General features: G+C 46.7%; 17 protein-coding genes, 2 rRNA genes and 1 riboswitch. Of the genes, 2 read left to right on the top strand and 17 right to left on the bottom strand.

What is annotated here, in order from left to right:
- Positions 1–15: 15 nt before the first annotated feature.
- A riboswitch (cyclic di-AMP (ydaO/yuaA leader) is annotated at positions 16–269 on the bottom strand.
- 241 nt (positions 270–510) lie between these two features.
- Both MKY42_RS00145 and MKY42_RS00140 read right to left on the bottom strand, forming a co-directional pair.
- On the bottom strand, positions 511–1,281 hold the full coding sequence (locus MKY42_RS00145; RefSeq protein ID WP_179262253.1) for a TatD family hydrolase: 771 nt from the start codon (positions 1,279–1,281) through the stop codon (positions 511–513).
- Between the two features lie 338 nt (positions 1,282–1,619).
- Complete coding sequence (locus tag MKY42_RS00140; RefSeq protein WP_339847857.1) at positions 1,620–2,900, bottom strand: HD domain-containing protein; 1,281 nt, start codon at positions 2,898–2,900, stop codon at positions 1,620–1,622.
- A 317-nt stretch (positions 2,901–3,217) separates the two neighbouring features.
- Between MKY42_RS00140 and MKY42_RS00135 the strand changes: the two genes are divergently transcribed.
- Complete coding sequence (locus MKY42_RS00135) at positions 3,218–3,472, top strand: AbrB/MazE/SpoVT family DNA-binding domain-containing protein (RefSeq protein WP_024633700.1); 255 nt, start codon at positions 3,218–3,220, stop codon at positions 3,470–3,472.
- A 292-nt stretch (positions 3,473–3,764) separates the two neighbouring features.
- Here MKY42_RS00135 and rsmI read toward each other — a convergent pair whose 3' ends face one another.
- The 12 genes from rsmI to MKY42_RS00075 form a co-directional block, all read right to left on the bottom strand.
- Positions 3,765–4,646: a 16S rRNA (cytidine(1402)-2'-O)-methyltransferase gene (gene rsmI / locus MKY42_RS00130; protein ID WP_090905230.1), complete on the bottom strand. Its 882-nt coding sequence runs from the start codon at positions 4,644–4,646 to the stop codon at positions 3,765–3,767.
- Positions 4,647–5,426, bottom strand: a complete 780-nt coding sequence (locus MKY42_RS00125) for a tRNA1(Val) (adenine(37)-N6)-methyltransferase (protein WP_179262256.1) — start codon at positions 5,424–5,426, stop codon at positions 4,647–4,649.
- A gap of 85 nt (positions 5,427–5,511) precedes the next feature.
- The gene (gene yabA / locus MKY42_RS00120) at positions 5,512–5,880 is read right to left on the bottom strand and encodes a DNA replication initiation control protein YabA (RefSeq protein ID WP_024633697.1); all 369 of its coding nucleotides are present in this window, start codon (positions 5,878–5,880) and stop codon (positions 5,512–5,514) included.
- A gap of 28 nt (positions 5,881–5,908) precedes the next feature.
- A complete protein-coding gene (locus MKY42_RS00115) occupies positions 5,909–6,709 on the bottom strand; it encodes a stage 0 sporulation family protein (protein WP_024633696.1) in 801 nt (266 codons plus the stop codon).
- 117 nt (positions 6,710–6,826) lie between these two features.
- Positions 6,827–7,798: a DNA polymerase III subunit delta' gene (gene holB / locus MKY42_RS00110; RefSeq protein ID WP_090905234.1), complete on the bottom strand. Its 972-nt coding sequence runs from the start codon at positions 7,796–7,798 to the stop codon at positions 6,827–6,829.
- A gap of 9 nt (positions 7,799–7,807) precedes the next feature.
- Complete coding sequence (locus MKY42_RS00105) at positions 7,808–8,251, bottom strand: YaaR family protein (protein WP_090905236.1); 444 nt, start codon at positions 8,249–8,251, stop codon at positions 7,808–7,810.
- Positions 8,252–8,515: 264 nt separating this feature from the next.
- Positions 8,516–8,845, bottom strand: coding sequence for a cyclic-di-AMP receptor (locus tag MKY42_RS00100; protein WP_017691391.1), 330 nt, complete (start codon positions 8,843–8,845; stop codon positions 8,516–8,518).
- A gap of 62 nt (positions 8,846–8,907) precedes the next feature.
- Positions 8,908–9,555 carry a dTMP kinase gene (tmk, locus tag MKY42_RS00095; protein ID WP_090905238.1) on the bottom strand — a complete coding sequence of 216 codons (648 nt, stop codon included), beginning with the start codon at positions 9,553–9,555 and terminating at the stop codon, positions 8,908–8,910.
- Between the two features lie 229 nt (positions 9,556–9,784).
- Positions 9,785–10,477 (bottom strand): LrgB family protein, encoded by a 693-nt coding sequence (locus MKY42_RS00090; RefSeq protein WP_090905240.1) that lies wholly within the window; start codon positions 10,475–10,477, stop codon positions 9,785–9,787.
- On the bottom strand, positions 10,447–10,875 hold the full coding sequence (locus MKY42_RS00085; protein WP_339847841.1) for a CidA/LrgA family protein: 429 nt from the start codon (positions 10,873–10,875) through the stop codon (positions 10,447–10,449). Before MKY42_RS00085 ends, MKY42_RS00090 begins: the two co-directional genes overlap by 31 nt.
- Positions 10,876–11,093: 218 nt before the next feature.
- Positions 11,094–12,923, bottom strand: coding sequence for an aminotransferase class I/II-fold pyridoxal phosphate-dependent enzyme (locus MKY42_RS00080; RefSeq protein ID WP_339847840.1), 1,830 nt, complete (start codon positions 12,921–12,923; stop codon positions 11,094–11,096).
- Positions 12,924–13,261: 338 nt separating this feature from the next.
- Positions 13,262–13,447, bottom strand: coding sequence for a sigma factor G inhibitor Gin (locus MKY42_RS00075; RefSeq protein ID WP_024633689.1), 186 nt, complete (start codon positions 13,445–13,447; stop codon positions 13,262–13,264).
- Positions 13,448–14,044: 597 nt separating this feature from the next.
- Here MKY42_RS00075 and MKY42_RS00070 point away from each other — a divergent pair.
- Positions 14,045–14,569 (top strand): hypothetical protein, encoded by a 525-nt coding sequence (locus MKY42_RS00070; RefSeq protein ID WP_090905245.1) that lies wholly within the window; start codon positions 14,045–14,047, stop codon positions 14,567–14,569.
- Between the two features lie 634 nt (positions 14,570–15,203).
- On the opposite strand, the gene MKY42_RS00065 is transcribed toward MKY42_RS00070, so the two are convergent.
- From MKY42_RS00065 to MKY42_RS00055, 3 genes are all read right to left on the bottom strand, one after another.
- On the bottom strand, positions 15,204–15,641 hold the full coding sequence (locus tag MKY42_RS00065) for a hypothetical protein (protein ID WP_090905247.1): 438 nt from the start codon (positions 15,639–15,641) through the stop codon (positions 15,204–15,206).
- Positions 15,642–15,931: 290 nt separating this feature from the next.
- Positions 15,932–16,048 (bottom strand): 5S ribosomal RNA (gene rrf / locus MKY42_RS00060).
- Positions 16,049–16,194: 146 nt separating this feature from the next.
- Positions 16,195–19,120, bottom strand: a 23S ribosomal RNA gene (locus MKY42_RS00055).
- Between the last annotated feature and the right edge of the window lie 175 nt (positions 19,121–19,295).

Raw genomic sequence — 19,295 nt, 5'->3', positions numbered from 1 at the left:
AAATTCATGCACGAGGTTGCCTCTCTTTTTCCGCTTGCGAGGTTAGCTGTCGGGTTCGGGCGAAAGAGAGCCGCCCTATCTCCGGTCATCCGCTCATGGCGGACGCCCTTGAATTCACCCCGAGACCCAAAGAAGAAATCAAATATGGCTTCGCAGATTTATACGCTGCTTTTGGGTCAGCGCATTTTGCGCATCGGCTGAAAACACCGATGTTTAAGCCTTATTGGTTCCCCCGCTCTCCGTTAACGGAGACTCAGCGAGACTGATTCATGAAAGTAATGTTGTTTCATCGGAAAGTGTCCCTTTGTTCATCCCCCGAACATCTGTCCAATTTTCCGCACAACAATTCACTGAAAAGATGATATCCTGTTTCTATGCATGTTGTAAAGCGTTGTTCAAGTACGTTTTTCTAAATATTTGGTTAAAATATTGTAATATTCTTGATTTATTTGGATCAAAAAGCAAATTAACTCCGCCTAACTCACTTTTTCACCCGTTTTGCTCGATATTTTAACGAATCCCAAATCGTTCCATGGCATTTTTGGTCGTTATTGCTGCAATTTCCTCTACCGAAATGCCTTTAATTTCCGCAGCTGCTTCTGCAACCAGACGTACATGCGCTGTCTCATTTCGTTTTCCACGATAAGGGTGAGGTGTTAGATAAGGAGCATCGGTTTCAATGAAAAATCGGTCCATCGGAACCTTCTCAAGCACCTCTTTAGGCTGCTTCGCATTTTTGAACGTGATTGGCCCTCCGAAGGAAAGATGGAAGCCCAAATCCAGGCACATTTTCGCCGTTTCCCAGCTGCCAGAGAAGGAATGCATAACACCGCCTACTTCTCCTGCCTTCTCTTCACGCAAAATCTTTACAATATCCTCATGCGCATCCCGGTTGTGAATGACAATCGGCATATTTAACTCACGGGCAAGACCAATTTGTTGTCGTAATACGCGATGTTGAACCTCTTTCGGTGAAGTGTCCCAATAATAGTCTAGACCAATTTCACCGATAGCTACCACTTTTTCATGCTTGCATAAAGACGCAATCCATTCCAGATCACCCTCCTGCATCGTGATTGCATCCACTGGGTGCCAGCCTACCGCAGCATATATAAAATCATAGGTTTCAGCCAACTTCATCGTGGATGGAATAGTCTCCCGGTTAAAGCCAACGTTAATCATGCGACTAACGCCCGCATCCACAGCACGCTGAATCATTTCCTCGCGGTCCTCGTCGAATTGTGGTGCATCCAGGTGTGTATGTGTGTCGAACAACATCATGCTGTATTTCTCCCTTCATGTCGAATTAACGACTAGCTCTTTTTAATCCATCCGGTAAACTAACCAGAACATAAATATTCCTAAATTCGGTCATATTTTTTTCTTTATTTCATTCTATTAGCTCATTCAGCACATTGAGCACAACATGTAGAGCGAACAAGTTCTTCCTTATCTATATGTTGCTTATCTTTAGCCATCCGGGTTGTATTCTAATTGCTCTGATTACAAAATTATGTCGATCTACATGTACTCTCCATTAAAGCAGATTACTGTATCATGGAAAATAGCTCTTTTAGAAAGCTTTATTCACCAGACTCCTGAACAGTATTGCTGATCATTTAATGTGAGAAATAGGGGCGTATATTTGACGGTAATTCATGAACAATTGCATCCACCTTATTTTGCGGATAATACAAGTGATGCTTTCCGCGATGAAGACCACTGATTGAACGGACAATGTCGGATACCTCTGACAACTCATGTAACTTGTCTTGCCGATCAAGCAGCAGAATCTGCTTGTCCGTCGATTCATCCGGACGAAACACATCATACGGATTATCCGTTGGAAAATCAATTTCCAGATCATACTCGGGATTAAGACCCGCTGCAGTGAAGGCTTCCCGAATCTCTTCAATCAGGTTTACGTCGATCTGTTCAATCTCTACATACTTATATAATTTGCGATCTATAAAACGTTCGCATAACTCACTTAGAACAGCATCGTCCTCTTTGCGCCACTGCATAAATGCCGTCTGAATCAAAGCTTCGTCCAGCTGCAAGTATTCATCCACCGTTAAATCGCCGGCGAATAGCTGGGACAGTGGATCGATCATGAAGCGGAATTGGAAACCTTGCTGTATGAGACTTTTCGCCCGCTTAAATATTTGCCGCAATATAATTTCCGAACTTCGGGTAACCGGATGAAAGTAAATTTGCCAGTACATCTGGTACCTGGACATCAAGTAATCCTCCACGGCATGCATGCCCGACTCCTTGACCACGATTCTTCCGTGAAATGGACGCAGCATACGCAGGATACGGTCAAGGTCGATCGTCCCATAGTTTACACCTGTAAAGTAGGCATCCCGAAGCAAGTAATCCATGCGGTCCGCATCAAGCGGACTGGTGACCAAATTAACGACAATAGGTTGCTCATATGTCTTTTGAATAACAGAAGCCACTTTCTCGGGAAAATCAGGAGCATACCGTCTTAAGATCGCCCCTACTTCGGTATCACCTGTAATGATCCGACAAGTCCAATCCTCATGATTCATATCGAAAGCTTCTTCTATTGAGTGAGAGAACGGCCCATGTCCAAGATCATGGAGCAATGCTGCGCAAAGGGCTACCGTTTTTTCCTCCTTTGGCCAATCTGAATATTGACTTCTTTCGAATTGGGAAATAATCTTACGCGTAATTTCGTAGACACCCAAGGAATGTGAGAAGCGACTATGCTCTGCACCATGAAAAGTAAGAAATGATGTTCCCAATTGACGGATTCGGCGTAAACGTTGAAATTCGGGCGTGTTGATCAACTGCCATATAATCGGATCTTGCACATGGATATAATTATGTACCGGATCTTTAAACACCTTTTCTTCCGTTAAACGCTGTTCCATGTCTGTTCACTCCTTTAATATCGTTTGTATTTGTCGCTTTTCAGTATAATACCACCAAGGATTCGACACAGTTTGACGAATCTTGTCGAATACTGTATTTTTGTCGTTTTCCAAATCGACAAAGCTGACATTGATGTTTAAATACGAAAAATAGCTCCCAATCCCTTACCACTCGTAATCTTATCAAAAACAGCCTTTATTTTAAGCTAATTTTAAGGTTGACTGTTTTGGGAATCGTTGGTATGATGAGTATCATAAAACATAAAATAATGTCGAATAATGACAATGATCGTTAGCTGAGAGGAGCACTGATTATAATGATGAAATCAACAGGTATTGTAAGAAAAGTGGATGAACTGGGACGGGTAGTTATTCCAATTGAATTGCGCCGTACGCTCGGTATTGGTGAAAAAGATGCTCTTGAGATCTATGTTGACGGCGAGCGCATCATGTTGAAAAAATACGAACCAGCTTGTATCTTCTGTGGCAATGCAGAGAACGTTACTTATTTCAAAGGTAAAATTGTTTGTAACGAATGTATTTCCGAAATCCCTGCACCTGTGACAAAATAAGAAATATCAGGTATAATGGTCTTATTAAATTGTTATTTCTAACCTTTTTATATTCCTTGATCGCCTTCCCGGTGTGAACCCCACCGCTGGAAGGTATTTTTTTGCTTTCTTATTGGTTCTCATTACCCATAAAATCGAGCTGCGAGTCTGTACAACCAAAAAGAAGAGCGGTGATGTGCGTAATATGTTTTATTTTTCCGCTCTGCTATTTTTTTCATATTTCATTAAGGTTGGGTCTAAGGTTCCTTTAAGTTTATGTTCCCTATTCCAGTATATATTTCTTGATTCGTTATTAGATTAACGCATTATACACATCTCGTTTCGTCAAACCCCGATCTGTTGCCGTTTTCTTCATCGCATCTTTCCGACTAAGTCCTTCATTCTCATAATGGCCCACATGCTCCTCCAAAGACAGCAGCTGCCACCAGGCTTCACGCTCCGCCTTACGCTCCTCTTCCCTGATACCTTCTACAAGCAAACAATATTCCCCAAGCGGCGGATGTTCCTCAAGCCATTCTATACACTCTTGGATACTACCTCTTGCGAACTCCTCATGACGTTTTGTAAGCTCACGCGCCAGTACGATCGATCGGTCACCTAGAATCTCTTCGAGGTAGGCCAACGTTTTGCGAATACGGTGAGGGGACTCATAAAATAGCAACGTACCGTTGGACTCATTAAAAGCTTCCATCACTTTTCGCATGTCTTTTTTCTCCCGCGGCAAAAAACCGCCGAATGTGAAGCGCTCCGTCGGCAAGCCGGATACGATCAGAGCTGATAACGCTGCATTGGCTCCAGGGATGGGAATGACCGTAATTCCAGCTTCAAGCGCAAGTTTTACAAGATCGGAACCAGGGTCCGAAATGGCCGGCAGACCGGCATCACTGACGAGTGCCAAATTTTTTCCTTCTATTATATAGCGTATTAGTTCAGGCCCACTGGCTGCCTTATTATGCTCATGGTAACTGAACAACATCGATGGTGTAATTTCAAAATGGGTAAGCAGCTTTCGAGTCTGACGTGTGTCTTCCGCTGCAATGATGTCACAGCTCTGCAATGTTTTAATGGCTCGAAAAGTCATATCGTCCAGATTACCGATCGGTGTTCCTACCAAATATAGTTTGCCGGCATCACCCGACTGCTCCGCGTAGCTCTTCTGAATATGCAATGTCATCTAAACCCCTCCTTCCGTTGTCCGTTGTGCATGTTGTGCTCCGTAATATATATCCATGATCTCTTCACAGTATTTTCCCTCTTCATTGTAGACAATCAATGGGGGAAGCATGCGTACCTCCGGTTTCCCATCCTTGAGTGCTTCAATCAACACCATATTGGCTTCCAAATGAGCACGGGGATGTACCATCCGAATCCGCTTCGGTTCAAGTTTATACTCACGCATCAGAGAGATTATCTCACCTAGACGCTGCGGGCGATGAACCATGGATACTTTACCGCCATTGCGCACCAGTCGATTGCAGGCCTGAATGACTTCCTCCAGCGTACATCCGATTTCATGGCGTGCCATTGCCTGATGAGTGTTCATCTTGAGGTCACTTCCATTCAAGGGCATATACGGAGGGTTAACCGTTATAGCATCGTATACAGCATGGCCCGTTTCTTTCACAAGTTCACGCAAATCACCCTCATGAATCGTAATGGCTTCTTCCAATGCATTCAGCTGAACGCTGCGACGTGCCATATCCGCCAATCTTGGTTGAATTTCAATGCCCTCCAGACTCGCCTGCGTCCGTGTGGTCAACAGAATGGGAACCACCCCATTACCTGTACACAGATCAAGCACACGACCACGTTTCGGTACAGAAGCAAATCGGGCCAACAATACGGCATCCATTGAAAAACTAAACACTTCATCACTTTGAATAATCTTCAAATCATGGGAGAGCAAATCGTCGATTCGCTCCGAATCTTGCAGTTTTACTGATATTTCTGTCATATGATACACTCATCCTCCGGTACTCTATATCTCAGACAAGGTTCTTAACCTTGAAAAAAAACCGTAGGGGATCCCTACGGCCACTTCATTTATTCAAAAAAGACAGGCAGAACAGACAATCGCCTTCCGTCCGCAAATGTCCATAATAGACATTGCAGATATGGAATCCTTCGTGATACAACCGAGCCAGATTATCATACCCTTCACCTACAACATCTTCACCAGTAGCTGGACCTGCAGGCCTTGCTACCGGGGCGAGTGCCGATGCGATGGGCAAATCTGCCGGAGCTTCACGTTTCAGCAGTTTGCGTAACTGCTCATTCTCGATGGTAAGCCGTTGATTATCTTCAAGCAGCTCTTTAACAATCATTTTTAACTCTCCTAAATCACTGTGCAACTGACCCAATTGGGTTTCCATTTCATGAATGTGCGTAAACAGATTTTTCTTTTCCAAGTTTCCACCCCGAAGCAACCTTTATGGTTTACTTGATAACGACGTCATCCAGCGGAAGTTCTTTGACTTTACTGATGTCGAACAGTTGAACATGGACTGTGCGATTACCGGCATTGATGCCGACAACTTTTCCTTCACCCAAAGAGGTGACGACCAACTTGCCTACAGCCGGCAATTCTTCTCTCACACTTTCATAGTTATCATGCTCAAATTTCAGACAACACATGAGTCTTCCGCACAACCCGGAAATTTTCGTCGGATTCAGTGACAGGCTCTGATCTTTAGCCATCTTGATTGATACCGGCTCAAAGTCTCCCAGCCAGGAAGAACAACATAATACTCGGCCGCAAGGTCCGATCCCTCCAAGCATTTTTGCTTCATCACGTACACCGATCTGTCTCAGTTCGATCCGTGTCCGGAAAATGCTTGCCAGATCCTTGACCAGCTCCCGGAAATCCACTCTTCCTTCAGCTGTAAAATAAAAAATAATTTTATTGCGATCAAACGTAAATTCCACATCGACCAGCTTCATTTTGAGGCCGTGGTCTTTGATTTTATTTAAACAAGTACCGAATGCTTCTTTTGCTGCACGCTTGTTCTCATCTACGACACGGGCATCGGTCTCGCCCGCCACCCGGATGACCTTTTTGAGCGGCAACACCACATCAGACTCGCCTACTTCTTTCTTGCCAACGACAACCTTACCGTACTCTACCCCCCGCGCTGTCTCCACGATAACGCAGTTTTCTTTTTCAATGGGAAGGTCCAGGGGATCGAAGTAATAAATTTTGCCCGCTTTTTTGAAACGGACACCCACTACACTGTACAAAAAATTAACCCCCTCGTAAGCCAATCCCACTTCGTCTGAAGCCCTGTCTTCTTAGGGAACCCGCCGAAGTTATAACCGTTTGCATATGATTGGAACAAAATCTGTCCTCTCCCAGTCTTATGCCAAACCGATCAAAAATTGCTCCAGACAAAGCTGGCCATTGACATTGAAACGCAATTTTTTTCTGCATGCTGCGGCCATATCCATGTAGGAAACCCACTGCTCGGTGCTGCGGGTATGGGCCAACTGAGACAGCATGTCCAACTGATCTATAAAAACGATATGTTCATGCCTACCATACTGGACATACAGCATATCCCTGAACCATAAATGGAACAGGCTAAGCATCGTATCCAGGTGTTCTGAGAGTCCGGTTTTAAAAAGCTTCTGCTGTGCAGAGATCAATGATGTACTTCCTCTACCCAGGGACTCCTTCCCTAATTGTAACATTACGTTTCTAATTTCTGCAAACCAATTCTGCTGGAGAATTTCTCTACATGCTTCCAGTCCTGACGCTAAATGGACGGCAGAGCGAGCCAGATTGGCAGGGTGCCCTTCCGCAATCAGCGATTGCAGCATCTCTTCCGGATTCAGTGCACTGAAAGGAACCAATTGAGAGCGGGAACGAATGGTGGGCAGCATCGCCTGTCCATTATCCGTAATCAAAATACCTACCGCCGGCACTTGTGGTTCTTCCAGAAACTTCAGCAAGCTGTTGGCCGCTTGCACAGTCATTTTCTCGGCCTGTTCAATAATATATACTTTGGGATGCCCCGCCTCTGAACGGTACGAAAAGATACGCTGCAGATCCCGAATTTGATCAATTTTAATGTTATTTCCATCTGGTGCAAGCATCGTTAGATCCGGATGATTTCCATGCTCCACCTTACGACATTCAAGACACTGTCCGCAGGCATCATCTTCAAGCTCTGTACAGAATATCGCTTTGGCAAATGTAATCGCCGTCTGCAACTGTCCACTGCCGGATGGTCCGCTAAACAAATAAGCATGACTTATGGCCTGACGTCGCAAACTGCTCTGTAACATCTGCTTGGCTGCCTGCTGACCCATAATTTGTTGAAAGGACATACTTCCTCCTCAGAAGCTTAAGTTAATAAGCATTCCCCGAATTTCTCCTACTTGCTGTAATAACGTAATCTTGCCTTCCTCTGTCTCCAAAAGCTCGTCAGCCATAGATAACAAAGCAGAGTCAATCTCATCAATCAGCTTGTAACGCTTCCCTCTTCCACGACGATCCCATCCCCGAGTCTCTTTCATAGAAACACCGCGGCGGACCGTTTCCTCCAGAAATCTTTTTACAAGCTGCTTGTATGATTTTAATTCACGAATGGTCATGGAACGAGACAAACGGTCACCCTGCATCTGGATCTCACTTAATCGGCGGGTAAGTTCAGCCTGTGATGCCCGTTCACCCTGGTGATTCATCATATCAGAGAAATTTTTGGATTGAACCGGTTTGGAGCCGGAATCGGCAGAACTGAGTCCACTCTGCATCGGTCGGAATCCAGGGTTGATTTTCATGAAAACGCCTGCTTTCTATCTTAGTAGGCCTATCGTCCATCAGCACAGTGCGCGCTGCGCCTGTGCGAGGAGAGGACCTTATATATGTGCTGCATCATAATCTATATATAATAGTAGTTAAATATCACCACATGGATCTATTCGTTGGTTAGTCAACCTCTGTCCGAAATAAGACCTTCCTTGAGCGAAAAGTTTTTTTCGGACAGAGAACACGATTCTTGGTAACAAGAAGGACTCTGCATTGGATTTATGCAAAATGCACTATTAAAAGTGTTCGAATCGATCTACCGGAAGAACAAACACAGTAGCTCCGCCTACTTGAACTTCAACAGGTAGCGGCAGGTAAGAGTCGGTCGTTCCGCTCATCGGAGTGACTGGAGTCACGAGCTGTTCACGAACCTTACAGCTGCTGCGAATGACGTTCATTACGGATTCGACCTGACCATCATCGACACCGATCATAAACGTCGTGTTGCCTGCCTTCAAAAATCCACCGGTACTGGCCAATTTCGTAGCCCGAAAATTTGCTTTGACCAATGCGCTGGATAATCGGTTGCTGTCTTTATCCTGTATAATCGCAACAATCAGTTTCATCCTGCATAACCTCCTTCAGATAATAAGCACCTTGTGAAATGCCCTGTCTATATATTAGACAATTACTCGTCAAAATCCTTCAAAATCCCTGTCTCAAGCGACAAAATCATCGCTGCGAAGACCTCTTCTTGCTTTTGAGAAGCATCAATGACCCTGATCCTGTCCGGAAACTGTTCCTTTAACAGAAAATAGCCTTCACGCACTTTGCGGTGGAACTCCAGACTTTCGAGATCCAGACGGTTAACTTCACGTCCATCGTGGGCATCAATACGAGCGAGACCAGCTTCGGGCTCGATATCCAGATAGAGTGTGACGTCCGGCATCAGTTCACCTATTGCAAACCGATTGATGGCCCAAACATTCTCTACGCCAAGACCACGAGCGTATCCTTGATAGGCCAGACTGCTGTCGACAAATCGGTCACAGATAACAGTCTTCCCTGCCTTCAATGCAGGCTCCACTTTCTCCGCCAGATGCTGGCTGCGTGCAGCTGCATAGAGCAGCGCTTCGGTTCGTGCATCCATTGCCGTATGAAGAGGATTGAGGATGATGGCACGTATTTTCTCCGCAATTTCAATCCCGCCAGGTTCCCGAGTAATTACATATGGTATACCCTGTTCTTCAAAGTAAGAACCTAGCTTACTGATCATCGTGGTTTTGCCGGACCCTTCTCCCCCTTCCAACGTAATGAATTTACCTCTGCCCTGCATATGCTTCCCTGCTTTCTATATCGATAATTGCTCCTAATTGTGCTGCGATAATTACAACCTCGATCCTTTCATACTCCAGACTATGAATTAGCCCGCCCAGAGGTGTATGTTCACAACCACTCCGTAGATTGGTTCGAGGTTGGTACAAGCTTCTTATTATAATACTATACATGATCCCGCGTTAGCGGTCAGCTATTCTCCAATATTTTCGCTAAGGCACATAGCCTGATCAGCCGTAAATCAACCATACCCATAGAGGGAGCATGACAGAGCCGGCAATAGCACTGACAATCATGGATACGGAACTCAGCGCTACCGCATTTTCTCCATACTCAAAGGATCTTGCCATGCCCAGTGCATGGGAAGCCGAGCCGAGTCCGATCCCATACGCATTTTTGCTGCTTACTCTGGCCCATTTCAAAATCATGGGTCCCAATAATATCCCCGAAAATCCGGCTATCATCACAAATAACGAAGTGAAGGATGAATTTCCTCCCACCTGATCAGCCAGTTGAATGGCTACGGGTGTCGTAATGGATTTAGGTAATAATGCGATAACGATATCTTGCGGATAACCGAGCAGCAGTGATATAGCGGCCCCTGTTGACATACCAACGATGCTCCCACCCAAGGTACCGCCCAAAATCGGAATTATATTCCGTTTCAGTACATCAAGGTGTTTCGCCAAAGGGAATGCCAGGGAAACTACGGCCGGCCCCAATAATTCCTGTATCCATTTGCCACCAAGCATGTACGTATCGAGCTTAATGCCGGAAATGAGCAAAATCAGTACGATTACAGCTGTTGCCGTCAATACAGGCATAAGAATCGGCCACTTCACCCTTCTATATAAATGAGTCGCCGGAATATATATAGCCACGGTCAAGGCAATCATTCCGATTCCGAGGATGAATGCGAGCATGAGATCGCCTCCTTCTTGCCTTGATGCGTCGATCTCCACGCCATGAGCCATTCACTGATTTTTGCGGACAACAGACAGGTAACCAACGTACTAACGATTAACCCCAGAACAAGCAGCACCGTATTGGCTCTAAAAAAATCAAAATGATTAATAATACCCACCGTGGGAGGGATAAACAATAATTGCAAATTCGATTGAAGCCAGGATGATCCTTCTTCGCCCCAACGTATTCTGATCCAGCCCAGTTGAATGACGATAAATAGAAGCAGCATCCCAACAATACTTCCTGTTAACGGCAGATGCAGTACAGCCTGAACCAGGTTTCCTATCCAATAAAAACCGTACATCAGTATGACTTGCAGGACTATTCCCGTATATTTTTTTAGCGGAATATCCAAGGTTTATTCCCTTCTTTCTTTATGTCCAGACAACAATAATGTCCTACTTGTTTGAGCATTTTGCATGAATCCAAAGAGCGTCTTTCAATCAACAAGCTATATACCCGAAATGCTTATTCGTCTATAGATTGTACCCGTGGTTGAATCGAATCAAATGAAGCAAAACGCTCGTTTTAATGCTGGTTGACTCCTCAAGTTCCTTGGCATGCTAAACTCCATTATTCCCGGATGATTTTCAACGACTGCAGCGAAGTATCCGATACACCGTGGAACCTTGCTCCTTCGTCTCTCAGCAGCTTCATGCGTGCTGCCACAGACGCGCTTATTCGCTCGCCAGCGTACACAAGAGGAATGCCGGGTGGATACGGAATGACCATCTCCGCAGAGCGAAGACCAATACAGTTTTCGATGGAAACCTCTATTGTCTCCTCCTCCATAATCGGCTGCAGTGAGAACGGGATAGGCTCCGAAAAAGGAGTTCCTTCATGAACATTGTTCCACGTGGAAATATAATTTGAAGCCTCTTTTGTTAAACGCGGTGAGGTTGAAGGTAGTGAATGAGCCTGCTCATTTGCAAGGCTGATTTGATGTAAAGCCTGCAACAGGTGCTCGGCATCGCGCAGCGTCGAGCCCAAGGTAAAGAGCAGGACGACGTATCGCTCGTCGCTCATTTCGGGCACGCAGCCGCGCGCTTCCAGCTGCTGCTGCAGCCCATAACCGCTCAGCACCCCTGTGCCATCATAGATGACGGCCTTGAATGGGTCCTGAGCGGTGTAGCCCGCGGCTGAAGGCAACGCCGCCGCGGGCAGAGCTTCAGGCCGCCCCGGTGAACCAGCGGCGGCCTCGGACTTACCGCCAGCTGCCGGCTTCGCCCCGGCTGGCGGCTCTTGCTGCAGCAGCTGCCCCGGCTGCAGCAACCGAAAGCGCGGCAGCTCCGCGAGGCCGCGCTTAAAGGCGTCCACGGCGGCAAGTCCCGCCGTGAAGGCATTCGCGCCCTGCGTATGCAGCAGGCGGCGCGCCAGATCAAGCGAAGCCATCACCGGGTATGATGGGCTTGAGCTTTGCACCATGGCCAGACGCTGACGCAGCAGGGACCGGCTTAACCGTGGTCCCTGAACGTGCAGCATGGCTCCCATGGTGAATGCAGACAGCATCTTGTGGGTCGACTGCACCACACCGTCTGCTCCGCAGGACAGTGCAGAGGCTGGCAGCTCCGGATGCTGCCCATAATGCGCGCCATGCGCTTCATCCACGAGCAGCGGCAGGCCTGCCTCATGGCACACCTCAGCAATGGGCTTCAGATCAGCGCCCATGCCGTAATAATTGGGCAAAGTCACAAGTACTGCCTTTGCCTCAGGATATGCCTGGACAGCCGCCTGCACCGTCTCAAGCGACGGCATCACCGCAAGTCCACTCGCAGGATCAACCCATGGCTCCAGGAATACAGCCCTTGCGCCTGCCAGCATTAACCCGTGAATTACGGACTTGTGCACATTACGCTGTACCAGTACAAGGCTATTAGGTTCATTACATACGGTCAGCAGCAAAGACAAATTCCCCGCCGTACTACCTCCAACAAGGAAGAAACTCTCTTCTGCTCCAAAACAATCCGCTGCCAGCTGCTGCGCCTCCAATATAACCCCTTCTGGATGATGCAAGTCATCCGTCCCCGAGATTTCCGTTACATCCAGCCGCATTATCTCCAGAAACGCAATCACCGGTACAACATCTACCGCAGTTCCGTCAGTTCCATTCCCAACATGATTCGTGAGCCCATTTTCATCTCCATGCCCTTGTTCCTCAGCTTGTCTGAAGCACTCTTCCCCATCAGTTAATGGACGTCCCAAACTTTGTTTTCCCTTTGTCTCACCCTTATTCAGGTGACTGTCACCCAATCCTCCATCTGACTGCTGCTGGCCCACTTGCTCCAGTAACCTGCGATAGACTTGTCCATTTTTGTGCCCAGGTACATGAAAAGAACGCTGCCCTGAATCACGATACGCAAGCAACGCCTCATATAAAGGTGCGGTATTTGATTTATGCTCCATTGAATAATCATCCTGTACATTCATAAATTTTGATACGGTCCGTAGTCTTGCTCCTCTATAACAACAAAGACTTACGCTCATGTTTCTTTCCTGCGATCTCTGTATTCAAAACATGTAGCCGAAGCACTTCTCCTTTCATTATATCAGGAATTGTCCAGCACCCGTGTAAATCAGCGTTTCCACCGACACAGCAGCATCATATCCAGTCACCCCAAGGGCCTATCATGTCCATCTCCCCCTTCTTATTTAGCTGATTGAAACAAAAAAAGGCCACTAAGGGCCTCTATGCACATCGATACAATTCAATGTGATGTTTCACTAATATGATTTAACGCTCTTTATGCGTTCTTTTGCACCCATATCTGCTTCATCTGATGGATAAAATAATTGTACTTGGCATCCTGTGCATCCGTATGAACCATTTCTGCTTCGCAAGCGTCACATATAAATTCAGATACAATAAAAATGCCTTCTCTTTTGGTCTGTTCGCAGATAATGCATGTGTGTTCGGCGTGTCCTTCCATCAACCATCCCACCTTGTTTTACGTATTACTATCAGTATTGCACAGTTTCTATTATTTTAAACCTTTTCATAGTGCTTTCTTTCTATAAAATATATATATTCGCCTGCCCCTCTATGGGTGTCTGTACCGAAAACAAACATAAGAAAAATGCCTTTGGTTCTATAATTCAGCGAAACAGCCCGCATTTGTTAGCCATTCTCCTTACCTTATAACGTATCTATAACCTCGCAGACCTGCAATTTCTTCTATTATATGAAAACCATGATTGGACAGCCATTACAAGAAACATCGCTGCGCTCCATTGTATTTTTCATGTGATTATCTGCTCCCCCTCCTATGACTATAAAAACTTATATTCTATATTCTTAAAAAATCTTGGATTTTCAGCCGATATATAATACATCACCATTCAGAACCTGACAGCCAGATCGTTCGAAGGTATACTTGTATATGATTAACCTACTTCCATATCTTGTACATCATTCTGGAGTACATACAAGGTTTAGATGTGCAACTCAGCGTCATCCATTTCCTTATTTATGAAAACGAATACCTTTTACAAATGAACGTGATCCCAGAAGGAGGATTTGTAATCGTATGATCGCCGAACCGGAGAATAAAGCAACCTTTTATCAATACCGGCTTCTGAAAAAAAAGGCCATTGCCCGCAGCGTGATCTTCAGCTATCTGTCTTTGCCTGTAATTATGCTTTTGTTTAATCTGTTAGCATTCTCCTGGACTGGCCTCTTTTATTTTATCTTGGCAGGCCCGGTTACATTATGGATTCATTATGTGATCGCCAGAACCATATTACTGCTGGTCCGTACCTCCTATGCACGTCGTTGGCGATGGAATCTCAAAATGCCTTGGTTCGGCTATATTCCAGACCAACATTTTAGCTACCGCATGTTTGTTAGGGTCCACCTCAATATGAGCTGGATTGGGTTATGTATCATTACCGTCTGTTTAATCTGGTCACCCTTGTCCTTCACCCTATCGTTGATTTTCTGGCATCTGTGGCTGCTTGTACCACGTCTATATGTTGTACTTGTTCTTTCACGCGAACGTAAGGACGGGCTTATCAAATTAAATGAACAAGATGTCTCCTACTACCTGCAGTAATTGTTCTTCTATTCTTTATCTATAACCTTGCCTACACGCAATGTATAGTTGAAACCAAGTAATACATAAATCGCTAAAGCTCATCCATACTTTCTATTCAAACTGACGCAACCACTCCTATGAAACTCATCCTTGATTACTCGTCAAGCTTCCAAACCTTAAAGGTTATCCACAGTGGATAACCTTTATTCATTCCCCCTCCCTTTCCCCCTTATCCACAGCAGGGGTATAGTTAAAATGGTTATCCCCAACGCAATACATCCATTTCCGTTCTGTCACGTCGAGCTTGTTGAATATCGTTTCTGATATTGAGTATGTACTAGGCTCATTATCGACCTGCTTTCGCTGTCTTCTCCCCTCTTCTATATTTAGTTACTCTACAGCCAGCGTACTGAAACCAGCCTCTACAGGCACCATACTATCCATGCCTCATGTCTCCTGTGTGAGTGCTATAAGCTTTCCTCTCTACAGCTCCTGGTTAAGTCACCGCCAAAAGAAACCGCCGAACGATCCATTGCTCATCTCCCATAGTTCATGACATACAAAAAGCCCCCGATCACAGATCGGGAGCTTTACTATCATACGGACCATTACACCGTTAATTGTCGAACTATTACATCCAAGCACAACTCATTCAATCATCATCATCAAGTGATTTTACTGTCGTCTGAGCAGCTTCACTTTTCGGAACCATTACCGTGAAGAACCCATCATGTACAGCTAGATGTACAGTATGCCCTTCTTTAGCAAATACACGTAGGGAACTTGAGTCATTGGATGTACTCTTGGCTTGCTTTTCTGTCCAGCCCCAGCTCTTAATCTCGTCTAGATACACCTCAGGAATACTAGTGCTCTCACTAATACCAGATAGCGTATATCGAACATAATCCATATCCGAATTGTTTTCAGACTGGTCAGATTTATTCGCCACTTTAGGAACCGGGAAACCCTTCTCGTTTACCGCTCCTTCATAAGAAGTCCATGCAGATCCTGCTTCACCGCATCCTGCAAGCACGCCTATCAGGCTGAGCAAGAGAAACGAATGAAGAATTAGTCTTCGCCAACTTGTCACACACACCCTCCTTTTCACAGCTGCACATTCCAGCTCTGTGGTCAGGTACTTTTAGCATATTTAACATAGTCCTATTATACTGGTTTCGAATGCGTTTTCCGTAACAAAAATGTTACCTTCATTTCAAGACTTTTTAAGGCATTCCTTTGCCCTCTTTTGAAAGTCAATCCACCCTCTAGTTGTATCAGCTTCCAAAGCCAGAGTTCCATCCACCTTAAACTAGCGATTCCTTCATTTTTGTTTATAGACAAATAAAAACCACCACCGAATAACATCGGCAGTGGTTCTTTGCTTGGCGGCGTCCTACTCTCCCAGGACCCTGCGGTCCAAGTACCATCGGCGCTAGAGGGCTTAACGGTCGTGTTCGGGATGGGTACGTGTGGAACCCCTCCGCCATCGCCACCAAACGCGATTTGTCGAAGCATAGCTTCTTGAAATCCAATATGGAACTGAAAATCATACGCACATTCTGTGATGTACCAATTTTCATTTCAGAGATTATTCTCTGAAAACTAGATCCGAAACGAAATTTGCGATGTATAACCTGCATATCTTGGATAAGCCCTCGACCGATTAGTACTGGTCAGCTCCATGCATTGCTGCACTTCCACCCCCAGCCTATCTACCTCGTCGTCTTCAAGGGGTCTTACATACTGGGAAATCTCATCTTGAGGGGGGCTTCACGCTTAGATGCTTTCAGCGCTTATCCCTTCCGTACATAGCTACCCAGCGGTGCTCCTGGCGGAACAACTGGTACACCAGCGGTACGTCCATCCCGGTCCTCTCGTACTAAGGACAGCTCCTCTCAAATTTCCTACGCCCACGACAGATAGGGACCGAACTGTCTCACGACGTTCTGAACCCAGCTCGCGTACCGCTTTAATGGGCGAACAGCCCAACCCTTGGGACCTACTTCAGCCCCAGGATGCGATGAGCCGACATCGAGGTGCCAAACCTCCCCGTCGATGTGGACTCTTGGGGGAGATAAGCCTGTTATCCCCAGGGTAGCTTTTATCCGTTGAGCGATGGCCCTTCCATGCGGTACCACCGGATCACTAAGCCCGACTTTCGTCCCTGCTCGACTTGTAGGTCTCGCAGTCAAGCTCCCTTATGCCTTTGCACTCTTCGAATGATTTCCAACCATTCTGAGGGAACCTTTGGGCGCCTCCGTTACTCTTTAGGAGGCGACCGCCCCAGTCAAACTGCCCACCTGACACTGTCCCCGCACCGGATTACGGTACCAGGTTAGAACCTAGATACGATCAGGGTGGTATCCCAACGGTGCCTCCACGCAAGCTGGCGCTCACGCTTCAAAGGCTCCCACCTATCCTGTACAGATCGTACCCAAATTCAATATCAAGCTGCAGTAAAGCTCCATGGGGTCTTTCCGTCTTGTCGCGGGTAACCTGCATCTTCACAGGTATTAAAATTTCACCGGATCTCTCGTTGAGACAGCGCCCAAGTCGTTACGCCATTCGTGCGGGTCAGAATTTACCTGACAAGGAATTTCGCTACCTTAGGACCGTTATAGTTACGGCCGCCGTTTACTGGGGCTTCGGTTCACAGCTTCGGATTGCTCCTAACCGCTCCCCTTAACCTTCCAGCACCGGGCAGGCGTCAGCCCGTATACTTCGCCTTACGGCTTCGCACAGACCTGTGTTTTTGCTAAACAGTCGCTTGGGCCTTTTCACTGCGGCCCCCTCGTGCTATTCACACTACCGGGGCACCCCTTCTCCCGAAGTTACGGGGTCATTTTGCCGAGTTCCTTAACGAGAGTTCTTCCGCGCGCCTTAGAATTCTCTTCTCGCCTACCTGTGTCGGTTTGCGGTACGGGCACCATCACCTGGCTAGAGGCTTTTCTTGGCAGTGTGAGATCATGACCTTCGCTACTATAATTTTCGCTCCCCATCACAGTCCAGCCTTAACGATGTGCGGATTTGCCTACACATCAGCCTCACTGCTTAGACGGACATCCATCAGTCCGCGTCACTACCCTGCTGCGTCCCCCCATTGCTCATAACGGCTTACGGTGGTACAGGAATTTCGACCTGTTGTCCTTCGACTACGCCTTTCGGCCTCGCCTTAGGTCCCGACTTACCCTGAGCGGACGAGCCTTCCTCAGGAACCCTTAGGCTTTCGGCGGATCAGATTCTCACTGATCTTTTCGTTACTCATACCGGCATTCTCACTTGTATAATGTCCAGCGCTCCTTACGGTACACCTTCAACCCTTATACAACGCTCCCCTACCCCTGATGCAAGCATCAAGCCATAGCTTCGGTGGTGTGTTTAGCCCCGTTACATTTTCGGCGCAGAGTCACTCGACCAGTGAGCTATTACGCACTCTTTCAATGGTGGCTGCTTCTAAGCCAACATCCTGGTTGTCTGTGCAACTCCACATCCTTTCCCACTTAACACACACTTGGGGACCTTAGCTGATGGTCTGGGCTGTTTCCCTTTTGACAATGGATCTTAGCACTCACTGTCTGACTCCCGGAAGTAAGTCTATGGCATTCGGAGTTTGACTGAGCTTGGTAACCCTTGCGGGCCCCGCACCCAATCAGTGCTCTACCTCCACGACTCTGTTTTCCGAGGCTAGCCCTAAAGCTATTTCGGGGAGAACCAGCTATCTCCGAGTTCGATTGGAATTTCTCCGCTACCCCCACCTCATCCCCGCACTTTTCAACGTGCGTGGGTTCGGGCCTCCAGTGCGTGTTACCGCACCTTCACCCTGGACAGGGGTAGATCACCCGGTTTCGGGTCTACGTCCACGTACTACATCGCCCTATTCAGACTCGCTTTCGCTGCGGCTCCGGCTCTTCACCTTAACCTTGCACGGGAACGTAACTCGCCGGTTCATTCTACAAAAGGCACGCCATCACCCCTAAAACGGGCTCTGACTTTTTGTAAGCACACGGTTTCAGGTTCTATTTCACTCCCCTTCCGGGGTGCTTTTCACCTTTCCCTCACGGTACTGCTTCACTATCGGTCGCTAGGAAGTATTTAGCCTTGGCAGATGGTCCTGCCGGATTCATACGGGGTTTCACGTGCCCCGCACTACTCGGGATACATCTCGGAGAGAGCCAACTTTCAACTACAGGGCTTTTACCTTCTTTGGCGGGCCTTTCCAGACCTCTTCGTTTAACCGGCTCCTTTGTAACTCCATGTGAGATGTCCCACAACCCCAGAGAGCAAGCTCTCTGGTTTGGGCTTCTCCGCGTTCGCTCGCCGCTACTGACGGAATCACTATTGTTTTCTCTTCCTCAGGGTACTTAGATGTTTCAGTTCCCCTGGTATGCCTCTACATAACCTATGTATTCAGTTATGAGTAACTGGAAATTACCCCAGCTGGGTTTCCCCATTCGGACACCCCCGGATCAAAGCTTGCTTACAGCTCCCCGAGGCAGTTTCGTTGTTCGCCACGTCCTTCATCGGCTCCTAGCGCCTAGGCATCCTCCGTGTGCTCTTAGTAGCTTAACCATAATTGCTCCGGTTTCGACTGCTCGCTTCCCTTGTTTTGCTTACGCAAAGCCAAAAGTCACTCCCATTCGATACCATCGCAATGCAGTTTTCACTATTTATTGAAACTTGTTTTAACACAAGTTCAGCTTAAAAAGGAATGTTCTAAATCGCAATTTCGTTTCGATATCTAGTT

It is taken from the genome of Paenibacillus sp. FSL W7-1088, assembly GCF_037969855.1.
Taxonomy (GTDB): Bacteria; Bacillota; Bacilli; order Paenibacillales; family Paenibacillaceae; genus Paenibacillus.
This window is presented reverse-complemented; position numbering and strand designations above follow the sequence as displayed.